Annotated in this window: 9 protein-coding genes and 1 pseudogene; 3 read left to right on the top strand and 7 right to left on the bottom strand. The window is 62.5% G+C overall.

Annotation, left to right across the window (positions count from 1 at the left end; all coding sequences use genetic code 11):
- Positions 1 to 81 precede the first annotated feature (81 nt).
- From AC1DKH_RS17280 to AC1DKH_RS17265, 4 genes are all read right to left on the bottom strand, one after another.
- Complete coding sequence (locus AC1DKH_RS17280; RefSeq protein ID WP_477753641.1) at positions 82 to 1,068, bottom strand: lysylphosphatidylglycerol synthase domain-containing protein; 987 nt, start codon at positions 1,066 to 1,068, stop codon at positions 82 to 84.
- Complete coding sequence (gene clsB, locus AC1DKH_RS17275) at positions 1,055 to 2,347, bottom strand: cardiolipin synthase ClsB (protein WP_477753640.1); 1,293 nt, start codon at positions 2,345 to 2,347, stop codon at positions 1,055 to 1,057. The genes AC1DKH_RS17280 and clsB overlap by 14 nt, the downstream gene beginning before the upstream one ends.
- On the bottom strand, positions 2,344 to 3,108 hold the full coding sequence (locus AC1DKH_RS17270; RefSeq protein ID WP_477798759.1) for an endonuclease/exonuclease/phosphatase family protein: 765 nt from the start codon (positions 3,106 to 3,108) through the stop codon (positions 2,344 to 2,346). Before AC1DKH_RS17270 ends, clsB begins: the two co-directional genes overlap by 4 nt.
- 180 nt (positions 3,109 to 3,288) lie before the next feature.
- Positions 3,289 to 4,500 (bottom strand): MFS transporter, encoded by a 1,212-nt coding sequence (locus tag AC1DKH_RS17265; protein ID WP_477753639.1) that lies wholly within the window; start codon positions 4,498 to 4,500, stop codon positions 3,289 to 3,291.
- A gap of 192 nt (positions 4,501 to 4,692) precedes the next feature.
- On the opposite strand from AC1DKH_RS17265, the gene AC1DKH_RS17260 reads away from it, so the two are divergent.
- Positions 4,693 to 6,813, top strand: coding sequence for a mechanosensitive ion channel family protein (locus AC1DKH_RS17260; protein WP_477798750.1), 2,121 nt, complete (start codon positions 4,693 to 4,695; stop codon positions 6,811 to 6,813).
- A 94-nt stretch (positions 6,814 to 6,907) separates the two neighbouring features.
- Here AC1DKH_RS17260 and AC1DKH_RS17255 read toward each other — a convergent pair whose 3' ends face one another.
- Complete coding sequence (locus AC1DKH_RS17255; protein ID WP_477798749.1) at positions 6,908 to 11,224, bottom strand: DNA glycosylase AlkZ-like family protein; 4,317 nt, start codon at positions 11,222 to 11,224, stop codon at positions 6,908 to 6,910.
- Positions 11,225 to 11,533: 309 nt separating this feature from the next.
- Between AC1DKH_RS17255 and AC1DKH_RS17250 the strand changes: the two genes are divergently transcribed.
- Complete coding sequence (locus AC1DKH_RS17250; protein ID WP_095941931.1) at positions 11,534 to 12,418, top strand: sugar nucleotide-binding protein; 885 nt, start codon at positions 11,534 to 11,536, stop codon at positions 12,416 to 12,418.
- Positions 12,411 to 13,214, top strand: a pseudogene (locus AC1DKH_RS17245) (NAD-dependent epimerase/dehydratase family protein); the annotation flags it as partial. The gene AC1DKH_RS17250 and the pseudogene AC1DKH_RS17245, both read left to right, overlap by 8 nt.
- Before the next feature lie 132 nt (positions 13,215 to 13,346).
- On the opposite strand, the gene AC1DKH_RS17240 reads toward AC1DKH_RS17245, so the two are convergent.
- Both AC1DKH_RS17240 and AC1DKH_RS17235 read right to left on the bottom strand, forming a co-directional pair.
- Positions 13,347 to 14,045 carry an OmpW/AlkL family protein gene (locus tag AC1DKH_RS17240; protein ID WP_477753634.1) on the bottom strand — a complete coding sequence of 233 codons (699 nt, stop codon included), beginning with the start codon at positions 14,043 to 14,045 and terminating at the stop codon, positions 13,347 to 13,349.
- Positions 14,046 to 14,191: 146 nt separating this feature from the next.
- Positions 14,192 to 16,885 (bottom strand): sensor domain-containing phosphodiesterase, encoded by a 2,694-nt coding sequence (locus AC1DKH_RS17235; protein WP_477798748.1) that lies wholly within the window; start codon positions 16,883 to 16,885, stop codon positions 14,192 to 14,194.
- Positions 16,886 to 16,990 lie beyond the last annotated feature (105 nt).

Genomic DNA, 16,990 nt, shown 5'->3' with positions numbered 1-16,990 from the left:
GGTGAATACAGTTTTTGTGGAACTCCCGAGATCCAATGTGGGAGCGAGCCTGCTCGCGATAGCGTCCTCACGACCACCCCGTCACTTGGGTTTTTTCTCGATCCGCAACGCCTTGGCCTTGGCCTCCACCAGCAAATACATCACCACGGTAATCAACAGCGGCAAAATGAAATAAATCGCCCGATAGGCCAGCAGTCCCGCCACCAGGCTGCCCCGTGAAACCTCGTGTTGCAGCAGCGCCACGAACACCGCCTCGAGCACGCCGAGCCCGGCCGGGATGTGGGTAATGACTCCGGCGATGGCGCTGATCAACAACACGCCAAGTACCAATGGATAGTCCAGTTTGCTCGGCAGCAAGGTGAAAATCACCGCCGCCATCAGCGACCAGTTCAGAGCCCCGAGGGTCAGTTGCAGCACCGCCATGCGCAGCGACGGCAGATCAATTTCCACGCCGCGAGTCGCCCACTCCCGACGTTTGGCAAACCGGCACGCCGCCAGGTACCCGGCGCTCAGCAGCAATAACAAACCCCCCACGCCTTGCAGCGCACTACTGCTGAGTTTCCAGCCCGGTGGCATGTGCACCAGCCCGCTGCTGAACACGGCGCCGGCAATTATCATGTAGCCGAACCAGTTGGTCGCCAGGCTCAGGCCAAGGATTTTCGCGATGTTGCTCTTGCTCACCCCGAGCCGCGAATACAACCGGTAACGCATGGCGATGCCGCCGACCCATGCGCTCAGATTCAGGTTGAAGGCGTAGCTGATGATCCCCACGGGCAGGATCTGCTTCCAGGTCAGGTTCTGGCGGATGTAGGTGCGACCAATCAGGTCGAAGCAGGCGTACACCAGAAAACTCACCAGGGTCAGCCCCGAAGCAATGATCAACGTGCGCACCTTGAAATCGGCCAGGTTATCGAACACTTCGTTCCACTCGATGCGCTGGGCGAGCGTCGTGAACAGCACGATCAGCATCAGGAAAAACAGCATCGTCAGCGGTCGTTTCCAGCGACGCCAATGGGACTTGCCGGAGCTTTTGCCCTGAGAGGCCGGGTGGGTCTCAGCGCGGTTCATGGTCAGCGCTTCCGGTTGGCGGGTGGAAGGGTTTCAGGCGAGGTTTATGCGCCGGCAACCAACCGGCCCATGCCGGGAAATGCCGCAGGAAGTGAAACACCAGAAAACCGATGGTCATGTGCCAGACACGCCCGCGTGGCGCGATGTCGGGAGACATGGCCTTGCAATGGTTATCGCTGAGGTCTTCCAGGCGATCGAACAGATGACGATTGAAGGCCTGGTCGCGGATCAGCACGTTGGCTTCCAGATTCATCGACAGGCTCAACGGGTCGAGGTTGCTGGAGCCAACGGTGCTCCAGTCCTCGTCCACCAAGGCGACCTTGCCGTGCAGCGGGCGGTCGCAATATTCGTAGATCTTCACCCCGGACTTGAGCAGGTAGTCATAGGTCATGCGCGCGGCGAGCCTGGCCACCCGCATGTCTGGCTGGCCCTGCAGGATCAGCCGCACATCCACGCCTCGGCGGGCCGCGTTGCGGATCTCGCGCAGCAAGCGGAAACCGGGAAAGAAGTAGGCGTTGGCGATCACCACTCGGCGCTGCGCCTGGCGCAACACCAGGCGGTAAACCTCCTCGATGTCGGTCGGGTGTTCACCGTTGTCGCGGTACACCAGCCGCACCTGGCCGTCGTGATCGCTGAAGGCGAGTTCCGAACGCCGCAGCCGACGGCGTTGCCACCAGTATTTGGCGTGCACCGGGCGACCGCATTGCAGCAGGGCGAAGTGATGGATATCGGCCACTGCCGGACCCTCAATTTCTACCGAATAATCCTGTTTGGCCTCGGGGCCGAAGTCGACCAGATGATCGGCGGAAAAGTTGATCCCGCCGACGAACGCGACGGTGCCATCCACCACCACAATCTTGCGGTGCAGGCGCCGGAACCAGTTGGTGCGGATGCCCAGGCGTTTCGGTGCCGGGTCGAATATTTGCAGTTGCACCCCGGCCGCGGTCAGTGCGGTGAGGAACCCGGTACTCAGCTCGCCGCAGCCAAAGCCGTCGAGGCTGACGGTGGTGCGTACGCCGCGCTGAGCGGCTTCGATCAGGATCTGTTGCAGCTCATTGCCAACCTTGTCCTCGAACAGGATGAAGGTTTCCAGCAGTATTTCACTTTGCGCCCGGCGCAAGGCTTCAAATACCCGGGGAAAGTACGCCTCGCCGTTTTCCAGCAACTCGACGCGATTGCTGCCTTGCCAGCCGTATTCGACATCGACCGCTGTCGGCTCGCGGATCGATGGGGCGGGAATGTCTGCCAGCGTGTTTTTTTCCATCGATTGGCTGCTCATAGCTCGATTTCCACCGACAGCGGGGCGTGGTCGGAAAGATGCGACCAGGGCCGGGTGGTCAGCACTTGCGGATGGCTGGCCTTGAGGTTGCGCACGTAGATGCGGTCCAGGCGCAATGCCGGCAAGCGCGCGGGGAAACTGCGCGCCGGTTTGCCATGCAGCGCGGCGAAGACTTCATGCAGACCGCTGGGCTTGAGAAACGCATCGGCGCGCTGGCGCCAGTCGTTGAAGTCCCCGGCGACAATCACCGGGGCGTCGCCGGGCAGGGTGTCCAGGCGCTGGGTGAGCAGCTTCAGTTGCGCGGTGCGATGGGTTTCGCGCAGCCCCAGATGAACGCAAATGGCATGCACCTCCTGGCCGTCGCCGGGCAAACGCAACACGCAATGCAAGAGCCCGCGGTTCTCGTGGCCGCTGATGGATACGTCGAGGTTGTCGTGGCGGATGATCTGGAACTTCGACAACAGCGCATTGCCGTGATCGCCCGCCGGATACACCGCATTGCGGCCATAGGCGAACTGCGGCCACAGGCTGTCGGCAAGGAATTCGTATTGTGGCATCGCCGGCCAGTTGGTGTAGCGCCGGGGATGCTGTTCGTGGGTGCCGTGGACTTCCTGCAAAAACACCACATCGGCAGACACACTGCGCACCGCTTCACGCAGTTCCGGCAGGATGAAGCGCCGGTTGAGCGCGGTGAAACCTTTATGGGTGTTGACCGTCAGTACCGTGAAACGACAAGTGACGGACGAACCCTGTACCCGCATGTCGGTTGCGTTTGAGTGTGCGGGAATATCGGTGTGATTCGCTGTCATGTCGCCTCCCGCCTGACGGCTCCTGTCCTTGGATGACTCTGGGGCGGCGGCGAAAGTTTCGATGGGGCTACGGACGGTACCGAATGGCGGTGACGAGTGGCATGGTGAAGACAGTTGCTCCCACCGGGTCCCTCAGTGACCAGCAACTATCCGGGTCGTCCCTTCTGCCGGTTCGGCATAGACCGGGCCGAGGCGATCAAGACGTCCACTCCACGCGGTCAATGCCAGCGCCAGCAACACCACCAGACCGCCGATCCACGCGGTGTGAATCAACCCCATGTGGGCGACGATCAGGCCACCGCCCCACGCGCCACCGGCAATGCCGAGGTTGAATGCCGCGATGTTCAGGCCGGATGCCACGTCCACCGCCTGCGGGGTGTGATGCTCAGCCTGACGTACCACATACACCTGCAACCCCGGCACATTGCCAAATGCCACGGCGCCCCACACCAGCACGGTAGCCAGCGCCAGCCAAGGATTGCCGGCCGTGAAGGTCAGCACGAACAGCACGGCGGCGAGCAGGGCGAAGATGATTTTCAGGGCGCTGATCGGGCCGCGCTGGTCCGCCAGTTTGCCGCCCCAGATGTTGCCGACGGCCACGGAGATGCCGTAGACCAGCAACACCAGGCTGACGGTGCTGGCGCTGAAGCCGGAGAGGTCCTGAAGAATCGGCGCGAGGAAGGTAAAGGCGATGAACGAACCGCCGTAGCCGACGGCTGTCATGGCATACACCAGCAACAGGCGCGGTTGCTTGAGCACCTGCAATTGCTGCAACAACGACGCGGGTTTGGTGTGGGCGATAGTGTTCGGTACGTAGAGCAGGCTGCCGATGAAGGCGATCACGCCCAGTGCCGAAACGGCGAGGAAGGTTTCACGCCAGCCGAAATGCTGGCCGATGAATGTCCCCAGCGGCACGCCGGTGACCAGCGCCACGGTCAGGCCGGTGAACATGATGGCGATCGCGCTGGCGGCTTTTTCCTTCGGCACTAGACTGGTGGCGATGGTCGAACCGATCGAGAAAAACACCCCGTGGGCCAGGCCGGTGACGATCCGGGCGAGGATCAACGACTCGTAGCCAGGTGCTTGCCAGGCCAGCAGGTTGCCGAGGGTGAACAGCACCATCAGCGACAACAGCAGCAATTTGCGTGGAACCTTGCCAGTGAGGGCGGTCAGCACCGGGGCGCCGACGGCAACGCCCAGGGCATACAGGCTGACCAGCAGGCCGGCGGACGGCAGGCTGACGCCGAGGTCGGCGCCAATGGTGGGTAACAGGCCAACGATGACGAACTCGGTCGTCCCGATGGCAAAGGCGCTGAGGGTCAGCGCGAGCAGGGCAATGGGCATGGCTGCAACTCCGGAGGTTGATTCGATGGAGCGCAGTGTCGGGACTTGGCTCGTTCAGAAAAATACAGGGATGGACATTTGATATTTGCGTGCAGATCAAATATCGCGGTCCTGCTATCTGCGGGCAATATCCGAACTTGCCCGGCATTTCTCGATCAGTTCCTTACAGACACAGCCAAAGGAGTGGGTGCTTTGATCAGGCTCAAGACCGCGATACTGCTGGGAGCGTTGCTGTTTCTGGGCAGCGAGCAACTGGAAGCCGCCGCGATACCGGGGCTGCCGGCCGCCGCGACGCCGCTGGCGCACCCCGAACCCTTGGTGCAAGGCGGATTACTGGGGGCCATCAGTACAAGCATCGACGAGGTCCAGACCAAACTCGATCTCAACGAGAACCTGGTCGACGCCTGGCGCCTGCGTGCCGATCTCGCGGCCGATGAAGTGGATCAGTTGGTCAATCAGCCATCGGCGCGTTCGCCCTGGAGCGTCGCCGGCGATTTCCTGCTGCTGACCTGCGTGTGGACGGTGGTGTTTGCCTGTCTTTGGCTGCTTGGGCGGATGGCCGCCAGGCGCCTGTGCGAGCATCGTCTGCTGCTCAGTCGTGAACGGGGCCAGGCGTTGCTCGGTTACGTGCTGCCCTACACCCTTCCGGCGGTGGTCAGCCTGCCCCTGACGATTTATGCCAGCCAGTTTTTGCCGATATCGGCGGGTCGGGTGCTGGCGCTGTGTCTGGCTTATGCCGCTAGCGCGGGGATATTTGCCGCGTCATTGGTGCTGTCGCTGGTGGTGGTGTTCAATGCCGGCCACAAGCGGCGGGCGGTGCAGATCATTCGCGAGAAGAGTCCCCGGCCGTTATTCGGTATCGGCTTTCTGGTGGCATTGAGCGATGCCCTGACCAGCCCGCAGATCGCCCATCAACTGGGCAACAATCTCACCAGCAGCATCGCCGTGTTCACCGGGTTGGCAGCGTCGGTTTCCTTCGGCTTGCTGGTGATCCGCATGCGTCGCCCGGTCGCCCATGTGATCCGTATTTTGCCGCTGGCTCAGCGCCTCAGGCAGCCGGCGTTGCGTGAAACCCTGCGGATATTTTCCGGGCTCTGGTATTGGCCGATTCTGTTGATGGTACTGGTTTCGATCATCAACCTGATCGGCGCCGGGGCGGACAACCAGAGAGTGCTGCGCAGCGCCTTGTTCACCACGGTGTTGCTGATTGCCACGGTGTTTCTCAGCACCACGCTGCACCATTTGTTCAAGGCCCGCAGCGAAGCGGACCTGCGCCGCAGCAGCGCCTACAAGGAACGCTTTCTCAATCTGTCCCACGCCTTGCTGCGCATCGGCATGGCCATCGTGTTCATCGATATCCTCGGACGGGTCTGGGGCGTGTCGCTGTTCGAATTCGCGGTGAGCAATGCCGTGGGCCGGGCGATCAGTGATTCCCTGAGCCACATCGGCCTGATCCTGCTGGTGACCTGGATGGTCTGGGTGGTGCTCGACACGGCGATTCAGGAAGCCCTGAAGCCACCGACCAACAAGCGTTCGGCGCGCCAGCCGAGTACGCGGGTGAAAACCATCCTGCCGCTGCTGCGCAACGCGATCAAAATCATCCTGGTGGTGATTTGCGCGATCACCACCATGGCCAACCTGGGAATCAACGTCGCGCCTTTCCTGGCCGGTGCCGGGGTGATCGGCCTGGCGATCGGTTTCGGTTCCCAACAACTGGTGCAGGACGTGATTACCGGGCTGTTCATCATCATCGAAGATACCCTGTCCATCGGCGACTGGGTGGTGCTCGATTCCGGACATGCCGGCACGGTCGAAGGTCTGACCATCCGCACCTTGCGCTTGCGCGACGGCAAAGGCTTCGTGCACTCGGTGCCGTTCGGGCAGATCAAGGCCGTGACCAACCAATCGCGGCAATTCGCCTATGCGTTTTTCTCGGTGCAATTCACCTACGACACTGATGTCGACAAGGCCATTGAACTGATCCGCGAGGCCGGGCATTCCATCAGCAACGACCCATTCCTGCGCTACAACCTGCAAGGACCGCTGGACGTGTTTGGCGTCGACAAGATGGACCTCAACGGTGTGGTGCTGACCGCGCAATTCCGCACGGTGTCCGGTGGCCAATATGCGGTGAGCCGCGCCTTCAACCAGCGTTTGAAAAAGCTTGTGGATAACTGCCCGTGGGTGAACTTCGCGCAGACTTATCCACAGCGGGCGCTGGTGCCGCGGCATCTGGTCGAAGCGCCACCCGAGGCAGGGCATGAGCCGGATCACTCGGCGGTGCTGATGCCGGATCGGCCGCGGTCTCAATAGCAACACCTTTGTAGGCGCTGGCTTGCCAGCGAAGGCGCATGGTCAGGCAACATTGATCTTGAACCTGAAGGCCTCTTCGCTGGCAAGCCAGCTCCTACAGATAACTGTGTTGAATCAGTTTTTTATGTATTTCAGCGCCCATCTGCTGATCCAGTTCCACCCAGAACTGCTGCTTGCCGGCAATCTCGGCAGCGACCGGCAACCCGTCGCGATACACCAGTCGATTGCTCGCCAGTGCCGGGACTTTCGAGCCGGGCAATAGCGTGCCGGCGAGGTTCAGCGGATCGACCCCGCACACTGCGACCAGGCTGCCGCCATGGGGTCGACGCCGGACCTCGCGCAGCAATGGAATCGCCTCGGGCAAGGCGAATTGCTCGCCCGCCAGGCCACTGACAAACCGCCCGCCGCGAATCTCGCCGCGAGCCTCCAGGCGATGGAAAGTACGCAGCAGTTCGCGCCAGCTCGGCAACCAGTCCGCCTCACGTTCCAGCAAGCGCCAGAACACCACACCGTAGCGGCGCAGCAAGGTCATGGCGATGTGTTCAAGGGTTTCGGCAGGCGTCCGCTGGTTTTCCACCACCGGCGCGGCAGGTTCGCGTCGCAACAGGGCCCAGCGCCCGGCGTCGTCCATGCCACCGATAAATGCCCCGCGCCCACGCCGACTGTTGCGCGGCTGGCGCTTGCTGACCGGGGTGATCAGTGCGCGCAATCCGGCGAAGCTGTCGGCATTCACCAACCCCGCGCCCACCAGTTCCTGCAGGGCGATCTCCAGCTCCGAACGCAGCAGGTGGGCCTCATGGATCAGCTCATCGAAAAACAGCGCGCCATGCTGGCTGAGGGCGGCGTGGACCTTTTGCGTTTTCGGCGACAGTTCGCTGACCGGCGTCTGTTCGGTCAAGCCGCTCCAGAGTCCGACCCGGTTGCGCGGCAGCAACACGATCGGCGTGCTGCGCAGGGCGGTGCTGGCGCTTTTGTTGTGCGCAGTCAGGCGCGTCCACACCAGTCTGCCGCTGCGGCACAGATCATCGAGCCAGGTCGCCGAGTAGTCCTTGATCCGCGCCGGCAGGATGTCGCTGTCCCAGGCTGAAGCGGCGGCGGGGTAGCCTTCGAACTGCGCAACGACGGCCGGCAATACCGCCGCACCCTGGCCCTGGCTTGCGCTCGACAGATGCTGCCAGTCGAACAGAAACCGCATGAAATCCTGCAACGCCACCGGTTCGATTTCCCGGCGCAGGCGCTTGACCGTATAGCGGTGAATCCGGGCCAGCAAATGCCGCTCGCACCATTCCTCCTGAGCGGTGCCCGGGGTGAAGCGGCCGCGCAGCACGTAGCCTTCGCGTTCCAGTTGCGCCAGGGCCTGGTTGACCTGTGTAGCGGGCAAGCCCAGCGGTTCGGCAATACGATTGAGCGCCAGCGGCCCGAAGGCGCTTAGCCGCGCGCGGATCAGTTCGAGGATGGCGTCGTCGGGTTCCCAGGCCTCGTCGAAGTCCGGCAGCACTTGCAGCGATGGCGTCAATTCGGCCTGTGGATAAATTGCCCGCAGGCAGGTCAGGCGCTCCAGCGCCAGCCACAGTGATTGCCCGGCGTTGATCTGCAAACGGCTTGCGCGTCCACTGTCGGCCAGGGTCGTGAGCCAGTCGAGCCACTGCGGATTGGCGTCGGCCTCGGCATCGGTGATGCACGCCAGGCTCATCAAGGCCTCGTGCATTTCATCGATACCGGAGGGCGTCGGCCAGGCTTCGTCGCGCACGGCGGCAATCGCCTCGGCGTCCAGCGCGCCGAGATCGTCGGTGGATTGCGGGTCGCTCCAGCGGCGGTTGAGTACGGCTTGGGTGCGGCGTTCTTCCAGTGGCGCATCGTCGAGAAAGGTATAGGGCCGGGCGCTGAGAATCTCCGCCGCCAGTGGCGAAGGCGCCGGCAAATCGCGGCTGATCAGGCGAATGTCGCCGCGTTCCATGCGCCGCAACAGTGCCAGCCAACCTTCAGTGTCCATGGCTTCGTGCAGGCAATCGTCGAGGGTTTGCTCCACCAGCGGATGGTCGGGAATCTCCCGTTCGCCGGCGAGGTTTTCCACGCAGGCGATCTGGTCGGGAAACACGCTGGCGATCAGGTCTTCGCTTTTCATTCGCTGGATCTGCGGCGGGACTTTGCGCCCGCCGCTGTAGCGCGGCAGCGCCAGGGCCACCCCGGCGTTCCAGCGCCAGCGCACACCGAACAGCGGCGCGTCGAGCACGGCCTGGATCAGGATGTGTTCGGCACTGTTGCTGTGCATGTAACGCCAGACGTCGTCCAGTTCAAAACTGTGGCTGGTGGACAGCGACAGCACGATGGCGTCTTCGCTGGCGGCGGCCTGCAATTCGAAGTTGAAGGTGCGACAGAAACGCTTGCGCAGGGCCAGGCCCCAGGCGCGGTTGATGCGGCTGCCGAACGGCGTGTGAATGACCAGTTGCGTGCCGCCGGACTCGTCGAAAAAACGTTCCATCAGTAGCGTGTCTTGGGATGGCAGGGCCCCCAACGCCTGTCGCGCACGGGCCAGGTAGTCCACCAGTTGATCAGCGCTGGCGAGGTTCAAGCCCAAGGTCTCGGTCAGCCAGTCGAGCGCTGGCTGCAAGTTGCCTGGCGCAGCCCCCAGCAGGTCGTCGAGTTGTGCCTGCAAGCGCGCCACCGCCGCGGACAATTCGGCGCTGCGCCCCGGTGCTTCACCGAGCCAGAACGGAATGGTCGGCGGCTGGCCTTGGGCATCCTCGACCCGCACCTTGCCGGTTTCCACGCGCAGGATCCGATAGGACGTATTGCCCAACTGGAAGACATCCCCGGCGATGCTTTCCACCGCGAAGTCTTCGTTGACGCTGCCGATGTTCAGCCCTTGAGGCTCCAGCAGCACGCTGTAGTCGGCGTTGTCCGGAATGGTCCCGCCACTGGTCACCGCTGTCAGTTTTGCGCCACGGCGACCGCGCAGGGTGCGGCTCACGGCGTCGCGGTGCAGGTAGGCACTGCGGACGCCCTGACGCCCGTTGTAGCCCTCGGCGAGCATGTGCAGCAGCGCCTGGTAGTGTTTGTCGTCGAGCCCGGTGTAGGGCGAGGCACGCCGCAGCATCTCCAGTAGCGCTTGCTCCGGCCATTCCTGGCAACTGACCTCGGCGATGATCTGTTGCGCCAGCACGTCCAGCGGCGCTTGCGGGATCAGCAAGGTATCGAGTTCGCCCCGGCGCACGCAGTCGAGCAGCGCGGCGCATTCGATCAGGTCGTCGCGGGTGGTGGCGAACAAGCGGCCCTTGGGCGTGCCGCCGACCTGGTGCCCTGAACGGCCGACCCGCTGCAGAAACCCGGCAATCGAACGCGGCGAGGCGATCTGGCACACCAGGTCGACTTCGCCGATGTCGATCCCCAGTTCCAGCGACGCCGTGGCGATCAGCACCTGCAGGTCGCCGCGCTTGAGTCGCTGCTCGGCGTCCAGGCGAAACTCCTTGGCCAGGCTGCCGTGGTGGGCCGCCACGGCAGCCTTGCCCAGGCGCTCGCTCAGGTGCCGGCTGAGGCGTTCGGCCAGGCGCCGGGTGTTGACGAAAATCAGCGTGGTCCGGTGTTCCCGGGCGAGGGCGGCGAGGCGGTCGTACACCAATTCCCAGACATCGTTGGCCATCACCGCCGATAGCGGCACGGGCGGCACTTCGATATCCAGATCGCGGGGGCGGGCGTGGCCGATGTCGACGATCTCGCACGGGCGGTCGCGACCCACCAGGAAGCGCGAGACGGCTTCGACGGGTTTTTGCGTGGCAGACAGACCGATGCGCAGCAACGGCTCAGGGCAGAGTGCTTGCAGGCGTTCGAGGCTCAGGGTCAGATGACTGCCGCGTTTGCTGGCGGCCATGGCGTGGATCTCGTCGATGATCACCGTTTGTGTCGTGCCAAGCATCTGCCGACCGGAATCGGAACCGAGCAGCACGTACAGGGACTCCGGCGTGGTCACCAGAATATGCGGCGCCGTCTTGCGCATCGCCGAGCGGTCTTTTTGCGGTGTGTCGCCGGTGCGCACGGCGGTGGTGATCTGCAATTCGGGCAGACCCATCACGCGCAACTGTTCGGTAATGCCGGCCAGCGGGTTTTGCAGGTTGATCTGGATGTCGTTGGACAGCGCCTTGAGCGGCGAGACGTAGACCACCAGGGTGGCGTCGGGCAAGCCTTCGGGGCTTTCCAGGCCGCGGTGCACCAGGTCGTCGATGACGGCGAGAAAGGCGGTGAGGGTCTTGCCGGAGCCGGTGGGCGCGGCGACCAGGGTCGAACGGCGCTGGCGGATCGACGGCCACGCCCGGGCCTGGGCGGCGGTGACCGCTGCGAATGTGTGACTGAACCAGGCGCTGACTGCGGGATGAAAGCCGCTCAGGGCACTGTCTGCAGGAATGGGCAGGTTCATGCAGCAAGTTATGCGGGTGGGTGGCCGAAGATGCAAGTACCACTCAAGATCTTCACCGCCTTCCAGGGCCTCATCGCGAGCAGGCTCGCTCCTACAGTGGATCTTCGGTTCACATAAATCCAATGTGGGAGCGAGCTTGCTCGCGATGAGGCCAGTCCAGGCACCGCAAAAGTCAGACATCTACACTTTACGGGTGACGGTTGCGCACTAAACCCGCAAAATGCAACGATTCCGGCAATTACCAACGACATCGCCTGGGCGCGGTGTCGATAACGCCATTGTTTCAATCAGACTGGGCCTGCTGACTCTATGCGAATGCGCCTTATGTTACTGGGCGGCGGAAATGCCCTTGGGCAGGCGCTGATTCGCCTCGGTGCGGAGGAAGACATCGGTTTCCTCGCCCCCCGCCCGCCCGAAGACGGCTGGGATGCCGCGAGCCTGACACAACTGCTCGACGACACCCGTCCCGATGCATTGATCAACCTTGCCTACTACTTCGACTGGTTTCAGGCGGAGGCAGTGAGCGAACAGCGTCTGGCCAGCCAGGAGCGTGCGATCGAGCGTCTGGCGGAACTGTGCCAGCACCACAACATCGTTCTACTGCAACCTTCGAGCTATCGAGTGTTCGATGGCTCCCGTGCCACGGCCTACAGCGAAAAAGACGAACCCGTTCCACTGGGCTTGCGCGGTCAGGCGTTGTGGCGGATCGAACAAAGCGTTCGCGCCACCTGCCCGCAACACGTGCTGTTGCGTTTCGGCTGGCTGCTGGACGACAGTCCGGATGGCACCCTTGGCCGCTTCCTCGCCCGTGCCGAACAACCCGAAGAACTGCTGATGGCCGACGACCGACGCGGCAATCCGACGCCGGTCGACGATGCTGCCCGGGTGATCATTTCTGTGCTCAAGCAACTCGATTGCGCCGCGCCGCTGTGGGGCACCTACCACTACGCCGGGCATGAGGCGACCACGCCGCTGGCGCTGGGACAGGCGATTCTGACCGAAGCCCGCAGCCTGCATCCGCTGGCCATTGAGGCCCCGACCGCTCAGGCTCACGCCGCGCGTCCGGATGCTGCCGAAGAACCGCAACACGCGGTATTGGCCTGCAAGAAAATTCTGCACACCTTCGGGATCAAGCCGCGCGCCTGGCGTGCGGCGCTTCCCGGTCTACTGGACAGGTTCTATCGCCATGGCTGACGGTCCCGTTTTGATCACCGGTGGTGCCGGTTTCATTGGTTCACACCTGACTGACGCCCTGCTTGCCAAGGGCCATGCAGTGCGGATTCTCGATGACCTGTCCACCGGCAAGCGCAGCAATCTGCCGCTGGATAATCCCAGGGTCGAACTGATCGTCGGCGACGTGGCCGATGCGGCTTTGGTTGCCCAGGCGATGGCTGGATGCAGCGCCGTGGCGCACCTCGCGGCCGTGGCTTCGGTGCAGGCCTCGGTGGACGATCCGGTGCGTACGCACCAGAGCAACTTCATCGGCACGCTGAACGTCTGCGAAGCCATGCGCCAGACCGGGGTCAAGCGCGTGCTGTTTGCCTCCAGCGCGGCGGTGTATGGCAACAATGGCGAAGGTGAGTCGATCGACGAAGACACGCCCAAGGCGCCGTTGACGCCTTATGCGGTGGACAAACTGGCCAGCGAGCATTACTTCGATTTCTACCGCCGCCTGCATGGGCTGGAGCCGGTGATTTTCCGCTTCTTCAACATCTTCGGCCCGCGCCAGGATCCGTCCTCGCCGTACTCCGGGGTGATCAGTATTTTCAGCGAGCGCGCACTAAAGGGCTTGCCGATCACCGTGTTCGGCGATGGCGAGCAGACCCGGGATTTTGTCTACGTCGAAGACCTGGTCGACTTGCTGGTGCAGGCCATCGAGAAACCCCGGGTCGAAGTCGGTGCGGTCAACGTCGGCTGGAACCAGGCGACGACCCTCAAGCAAATGCTCGAAGCGCTGGAAGCCGTGGTCGGCAAGTTGCCTCCGGTGAGCCCTTTTTACAGGCGCCTTTTTCACGGCCGGAATTTGCGTTAAAGCGGATGCAATCCCTGTGGCGAGGGAGCAAGCTCCCTCGCCACAACGGCCTGGTTCACCACCACGTGAACATTCTTCCAGCGATGTCGCTTAGAACTTGTAACCCAGGCCAACCATGTACACAAACGGATCGACGTCGATGTTGACCTTGGCGCGGGTGCCCGGGGCAATGGCGTTGTTTTCCACTGTGGCGCGGGTATCGATGTCGATGTAGCGCACCTGGGCGTTGAGCATGACATGGTCGGTCAGCATGTAGTCGGCACCGACCTGCCAGGCCAGACCCCAGGAGTTCTTCGCATTGAAGTTACTGAAACCGGCGGACTTGGCTTCGCTGCTGAGGCTTTCGTCGTAGATCCAGGTGTAGTTGATGCCACCGCCGACATAGGGCTGGAAGGCCGACTTCGAATCCAGCGGGTAGTAGACCACGCTCAGGGTTGGCGGCAGGTGTTTCAGGGAACCGAGTTTGCCGTTGGCAGCAGGCAGGGCGGTACCTTTGAGATTCACGTCATGCTCGAACGGAGTGGCGGCAAGCAGTTCGATCCCCCAATTGTTGGTGAGCATGTAGGCGAAGTTCAGGCCCAGCTGCGTGTCGCTGTCCATGGTCGCCTTGCCGCCCAGGTTGGTACCGGCCAGCGGACCCTGATCGACCTTCACGCTGGAACTGTCGGCTTTCGGGTTAACGGTGATGGCGCCCGCCCGAAGGATGATGTCACCGGCCTCGTGGGCTTGGGCGAGCGGGGCTGCGAGCGCGAAGGCAACCAGCGAAGCGCTGAGCATGGACTTGTTCATGAGGGCTCCAGAGGACGTTAGAAATGTTCGATGTCCAATGGTAAGGTGCCTAACGAATCGGTCTTTTGATGCAGCTCAAGGAAAGTGGTAAGGAATGGATTTTGTAGCGATTTCGATGGCCCCTTCGCGAGCAGGTTCTGTGTCTGTCAGGCGATTGGACCACGCGGGTAGCGCTTGAGCTTTTCGATCAGCTCATTGCCCGGGATCGGACGATCGAACAGGTAGCCCTGGCCGACGTCGCAGCGGTGACGGCGCAGGAACGACAACTGTTCGGCGGTTTCGATGCCTTCAGCCACGACCTTGAGTTTCAGGTTGTGCGCCATGGCGATCACCGCGGAGGTGATTTCCATGTCGTCCTGGTTGTCCGGGATTTCGTGGATGAAGCTTCGGTCGATCTTGATGATGTCGATGGGGAATTTTTTCAAGTAACTGAGCGACGAGTAACCGGTGCCGAAGTCGTCCATGGCCAGGGTCAGGCCCAGGCGCTTGAGTTGGTCGAGTTGCAAGTGGGTGTCTTCGGTGGCTTCCAGCAGCAGGCCTTCGGTCAGCTCCAGCTCCAGCAAATGAGCGGGAAGGGCTTCTTCCTTGAGGATGTTGGCAATGGAGGCCACCAGGTCCGGATCGGAAAACTGCTTGGGCGACAGGTTGATCGCCACTTGCAGGTTGCCCAGGCCGGCGGCGGTCAGCGCTTTGCTCATGCGGCATGCCTGGCGGGCGATCCATTTGCCGATCGGAATGATCAGTCCGGTTTCTTCGGCGACGCTGATGAACTGATCCGGGCGGATCATGCCCTTTTCCGGATGGTCCCAGCGCAGCAGTGCTTCCATGCCCAGCAGGCGACCGCTGCGCAGGCACAGCTTGGGCTGATAGAACACGTCGAGCTCGTTCTGGGTCAGGGCTCGGCGCAGGTTGTTCTCGACGAACAGCTTGTAGCTGGCCTCGGCGTTGAGCGCTTCGGTGAACACTTGCACCTGGTGTTTGCCGTTGGCCTTGGCCTTGTGCAGCGCCAACCCGGCATTGCGCATCAGGGTTTGCGGGTCGCGCCCGTGCAGCGGCGCGCAGGCCAGGCCCACGGAGCCGGTGACGCTGATCAACTGGTTGTCGACGAACATCGGTTTGTCGAGGGTCGCCAGCAATTGGTTGGCCACTTGCTGGCCCGTCGACAGGTCAGTGTTGTCCAGCAGCACGGCGAATTCATTACTGGCGAATCGCGCCAGGCTGCCGCTCGGAACCAGGCTGTTGCGCAGGCGCCGGGCGAGGCTGATCAGCAGTTTGTCGCCGGTCTGGTGGCCGAGGCTGTCGTTGATCCGCTTGAAGTTGTCGATGTCCACCAGCAACAGGCTGATCGGCGCATCGCTGTCCCGGGCAAAGCGTTCATCGAGGTTGCGGATGAACGCCGGGCGGTTGCCGAGGTTTGTCAGGTTGTCGGTGTAGGCCAGGCGCTCGATGCGTTGCTGAGCAAGCTTGGTCTGGGTGATGTCTTCGTATATGCCGATGTAGTGGGTCAGCTCGCGGTTGTCGCCGTAAACCTTGGAGATCGACAACTGGCCCCAGTAGGGTTCGAGGTTTTTCCGGCGACTCTTGAATTCGCCTTGCCAACTGTTGCTCTTGGCCAACGCCGAAGGTGCGTCGAACAGCAGTTCACTGAGGTTCTCCAGGGCCGGCAGTTCCGACAGGCGCTGACCGTGCACTTCTTCGGTGGAATATTGGGTGATCGCGGTGAAGCTCGGGTTGACGTATTCCACCACGCCGTCGCAGTTGACCAGCAGAAAGGCGTTGGCACTTTGCTCGACCGCACGCTGAAACAGGTGCAGGGCGCTGGTGGCGGTTCGACGATTGTGGTTACTGATGACCTGGGCAAACTGGTCCGCCAGTTCGCCAGCAAAAGCGATTTCGTCCTGTTGCCAGGCACGGGTCGCACCGGTCTGCTCCAGGCACAGCACGCCGACCACTTGGCCATCGACGCGGATACTGGCGTCGAGCATTGCGTTAACGTCGCGCGGGCGCAGGCTCTCGGCCATCTCCCGGGTACGCGGGTCGCGCATGGCGTTATGGGCGTCGATGGCGCGGCCGGTGTGCAAGGCGTCGAGGTAATCGGGGAACACGCTGACGTCGATCGGTTGCGGCAGCAGGTATTCCTGGTTCGTGCGGTGGTAGGCCGAGATCGGCACCAGCATCGAGCCTTCGAGGTGCCACAGGCTGGCGCAGTCGATTTCGTAAATGTCGCAGGCGCTGCGGGTGATCAGTTCGGCAGCTTCTTGCAGGGAATTGTTGCTGCTGTAGCGTTGCCGGGTCAGCAGCAGGATCAGGTCCTGCTGGGCACGCACCCGGTCCAGATGTAGCAGTTGCTCCTGCTGGGCACGCTGATTGAGTTCCAGGGCGAATTGCAGGCGCGAGTTCTGGGTTTCCAGATCCAGGGCCGGTTGCAGCGGGTCATCCTCGAACAGGCCGTCGATGACCAGCAGATAGCCGCGCAACAGGTGGCGGTTGTGTTGTTTGTAGGCTTCGCCCAGTTCCAGCAGATTCAGGGAGCCTGAGGCGGTGTGCAGGGTGTAGCGGATCAGGTAATGCGTGCTTTCAGTCAGCTGTTGCTGGACCGCGTCGTGCAGTTGATAGCGCGCTTGCGGCTCCATCAGGCTGGCGTAGGGCGAGCCCACCAGCGCACACAGCTCCACGGCCGGCAGGCCGAACTGGCGTTCGCAATTGGGATCAAGAAACAGCAGCGCCCAGCTGGGTTCATTAAGCCGTTCGAAACGCAGCATGCCGAGCCGCGAGGGCACAGGCAACTGCGTCACTACCTCGGCCACCATACGGCAGGCGGCATCGGGTTGGCTTTTCATGGAGGGAAACTCGCTTCGAATATGCTGAACGCGCTGGGCTCTCGCCCTCTTGACTGTTGCCTGCGGCAAGGTTGCATCATTGCGACACCGACTGACAAGAGAGAT

The sequence above is a fragment of the Pseudomonas sp. 05L36 genome (assembly GCF_056398125.1).
Note: the sequence above shows the minus strand (reverse complement) of the source record. Positions and strands in the feature narration are given on the sequence as shown.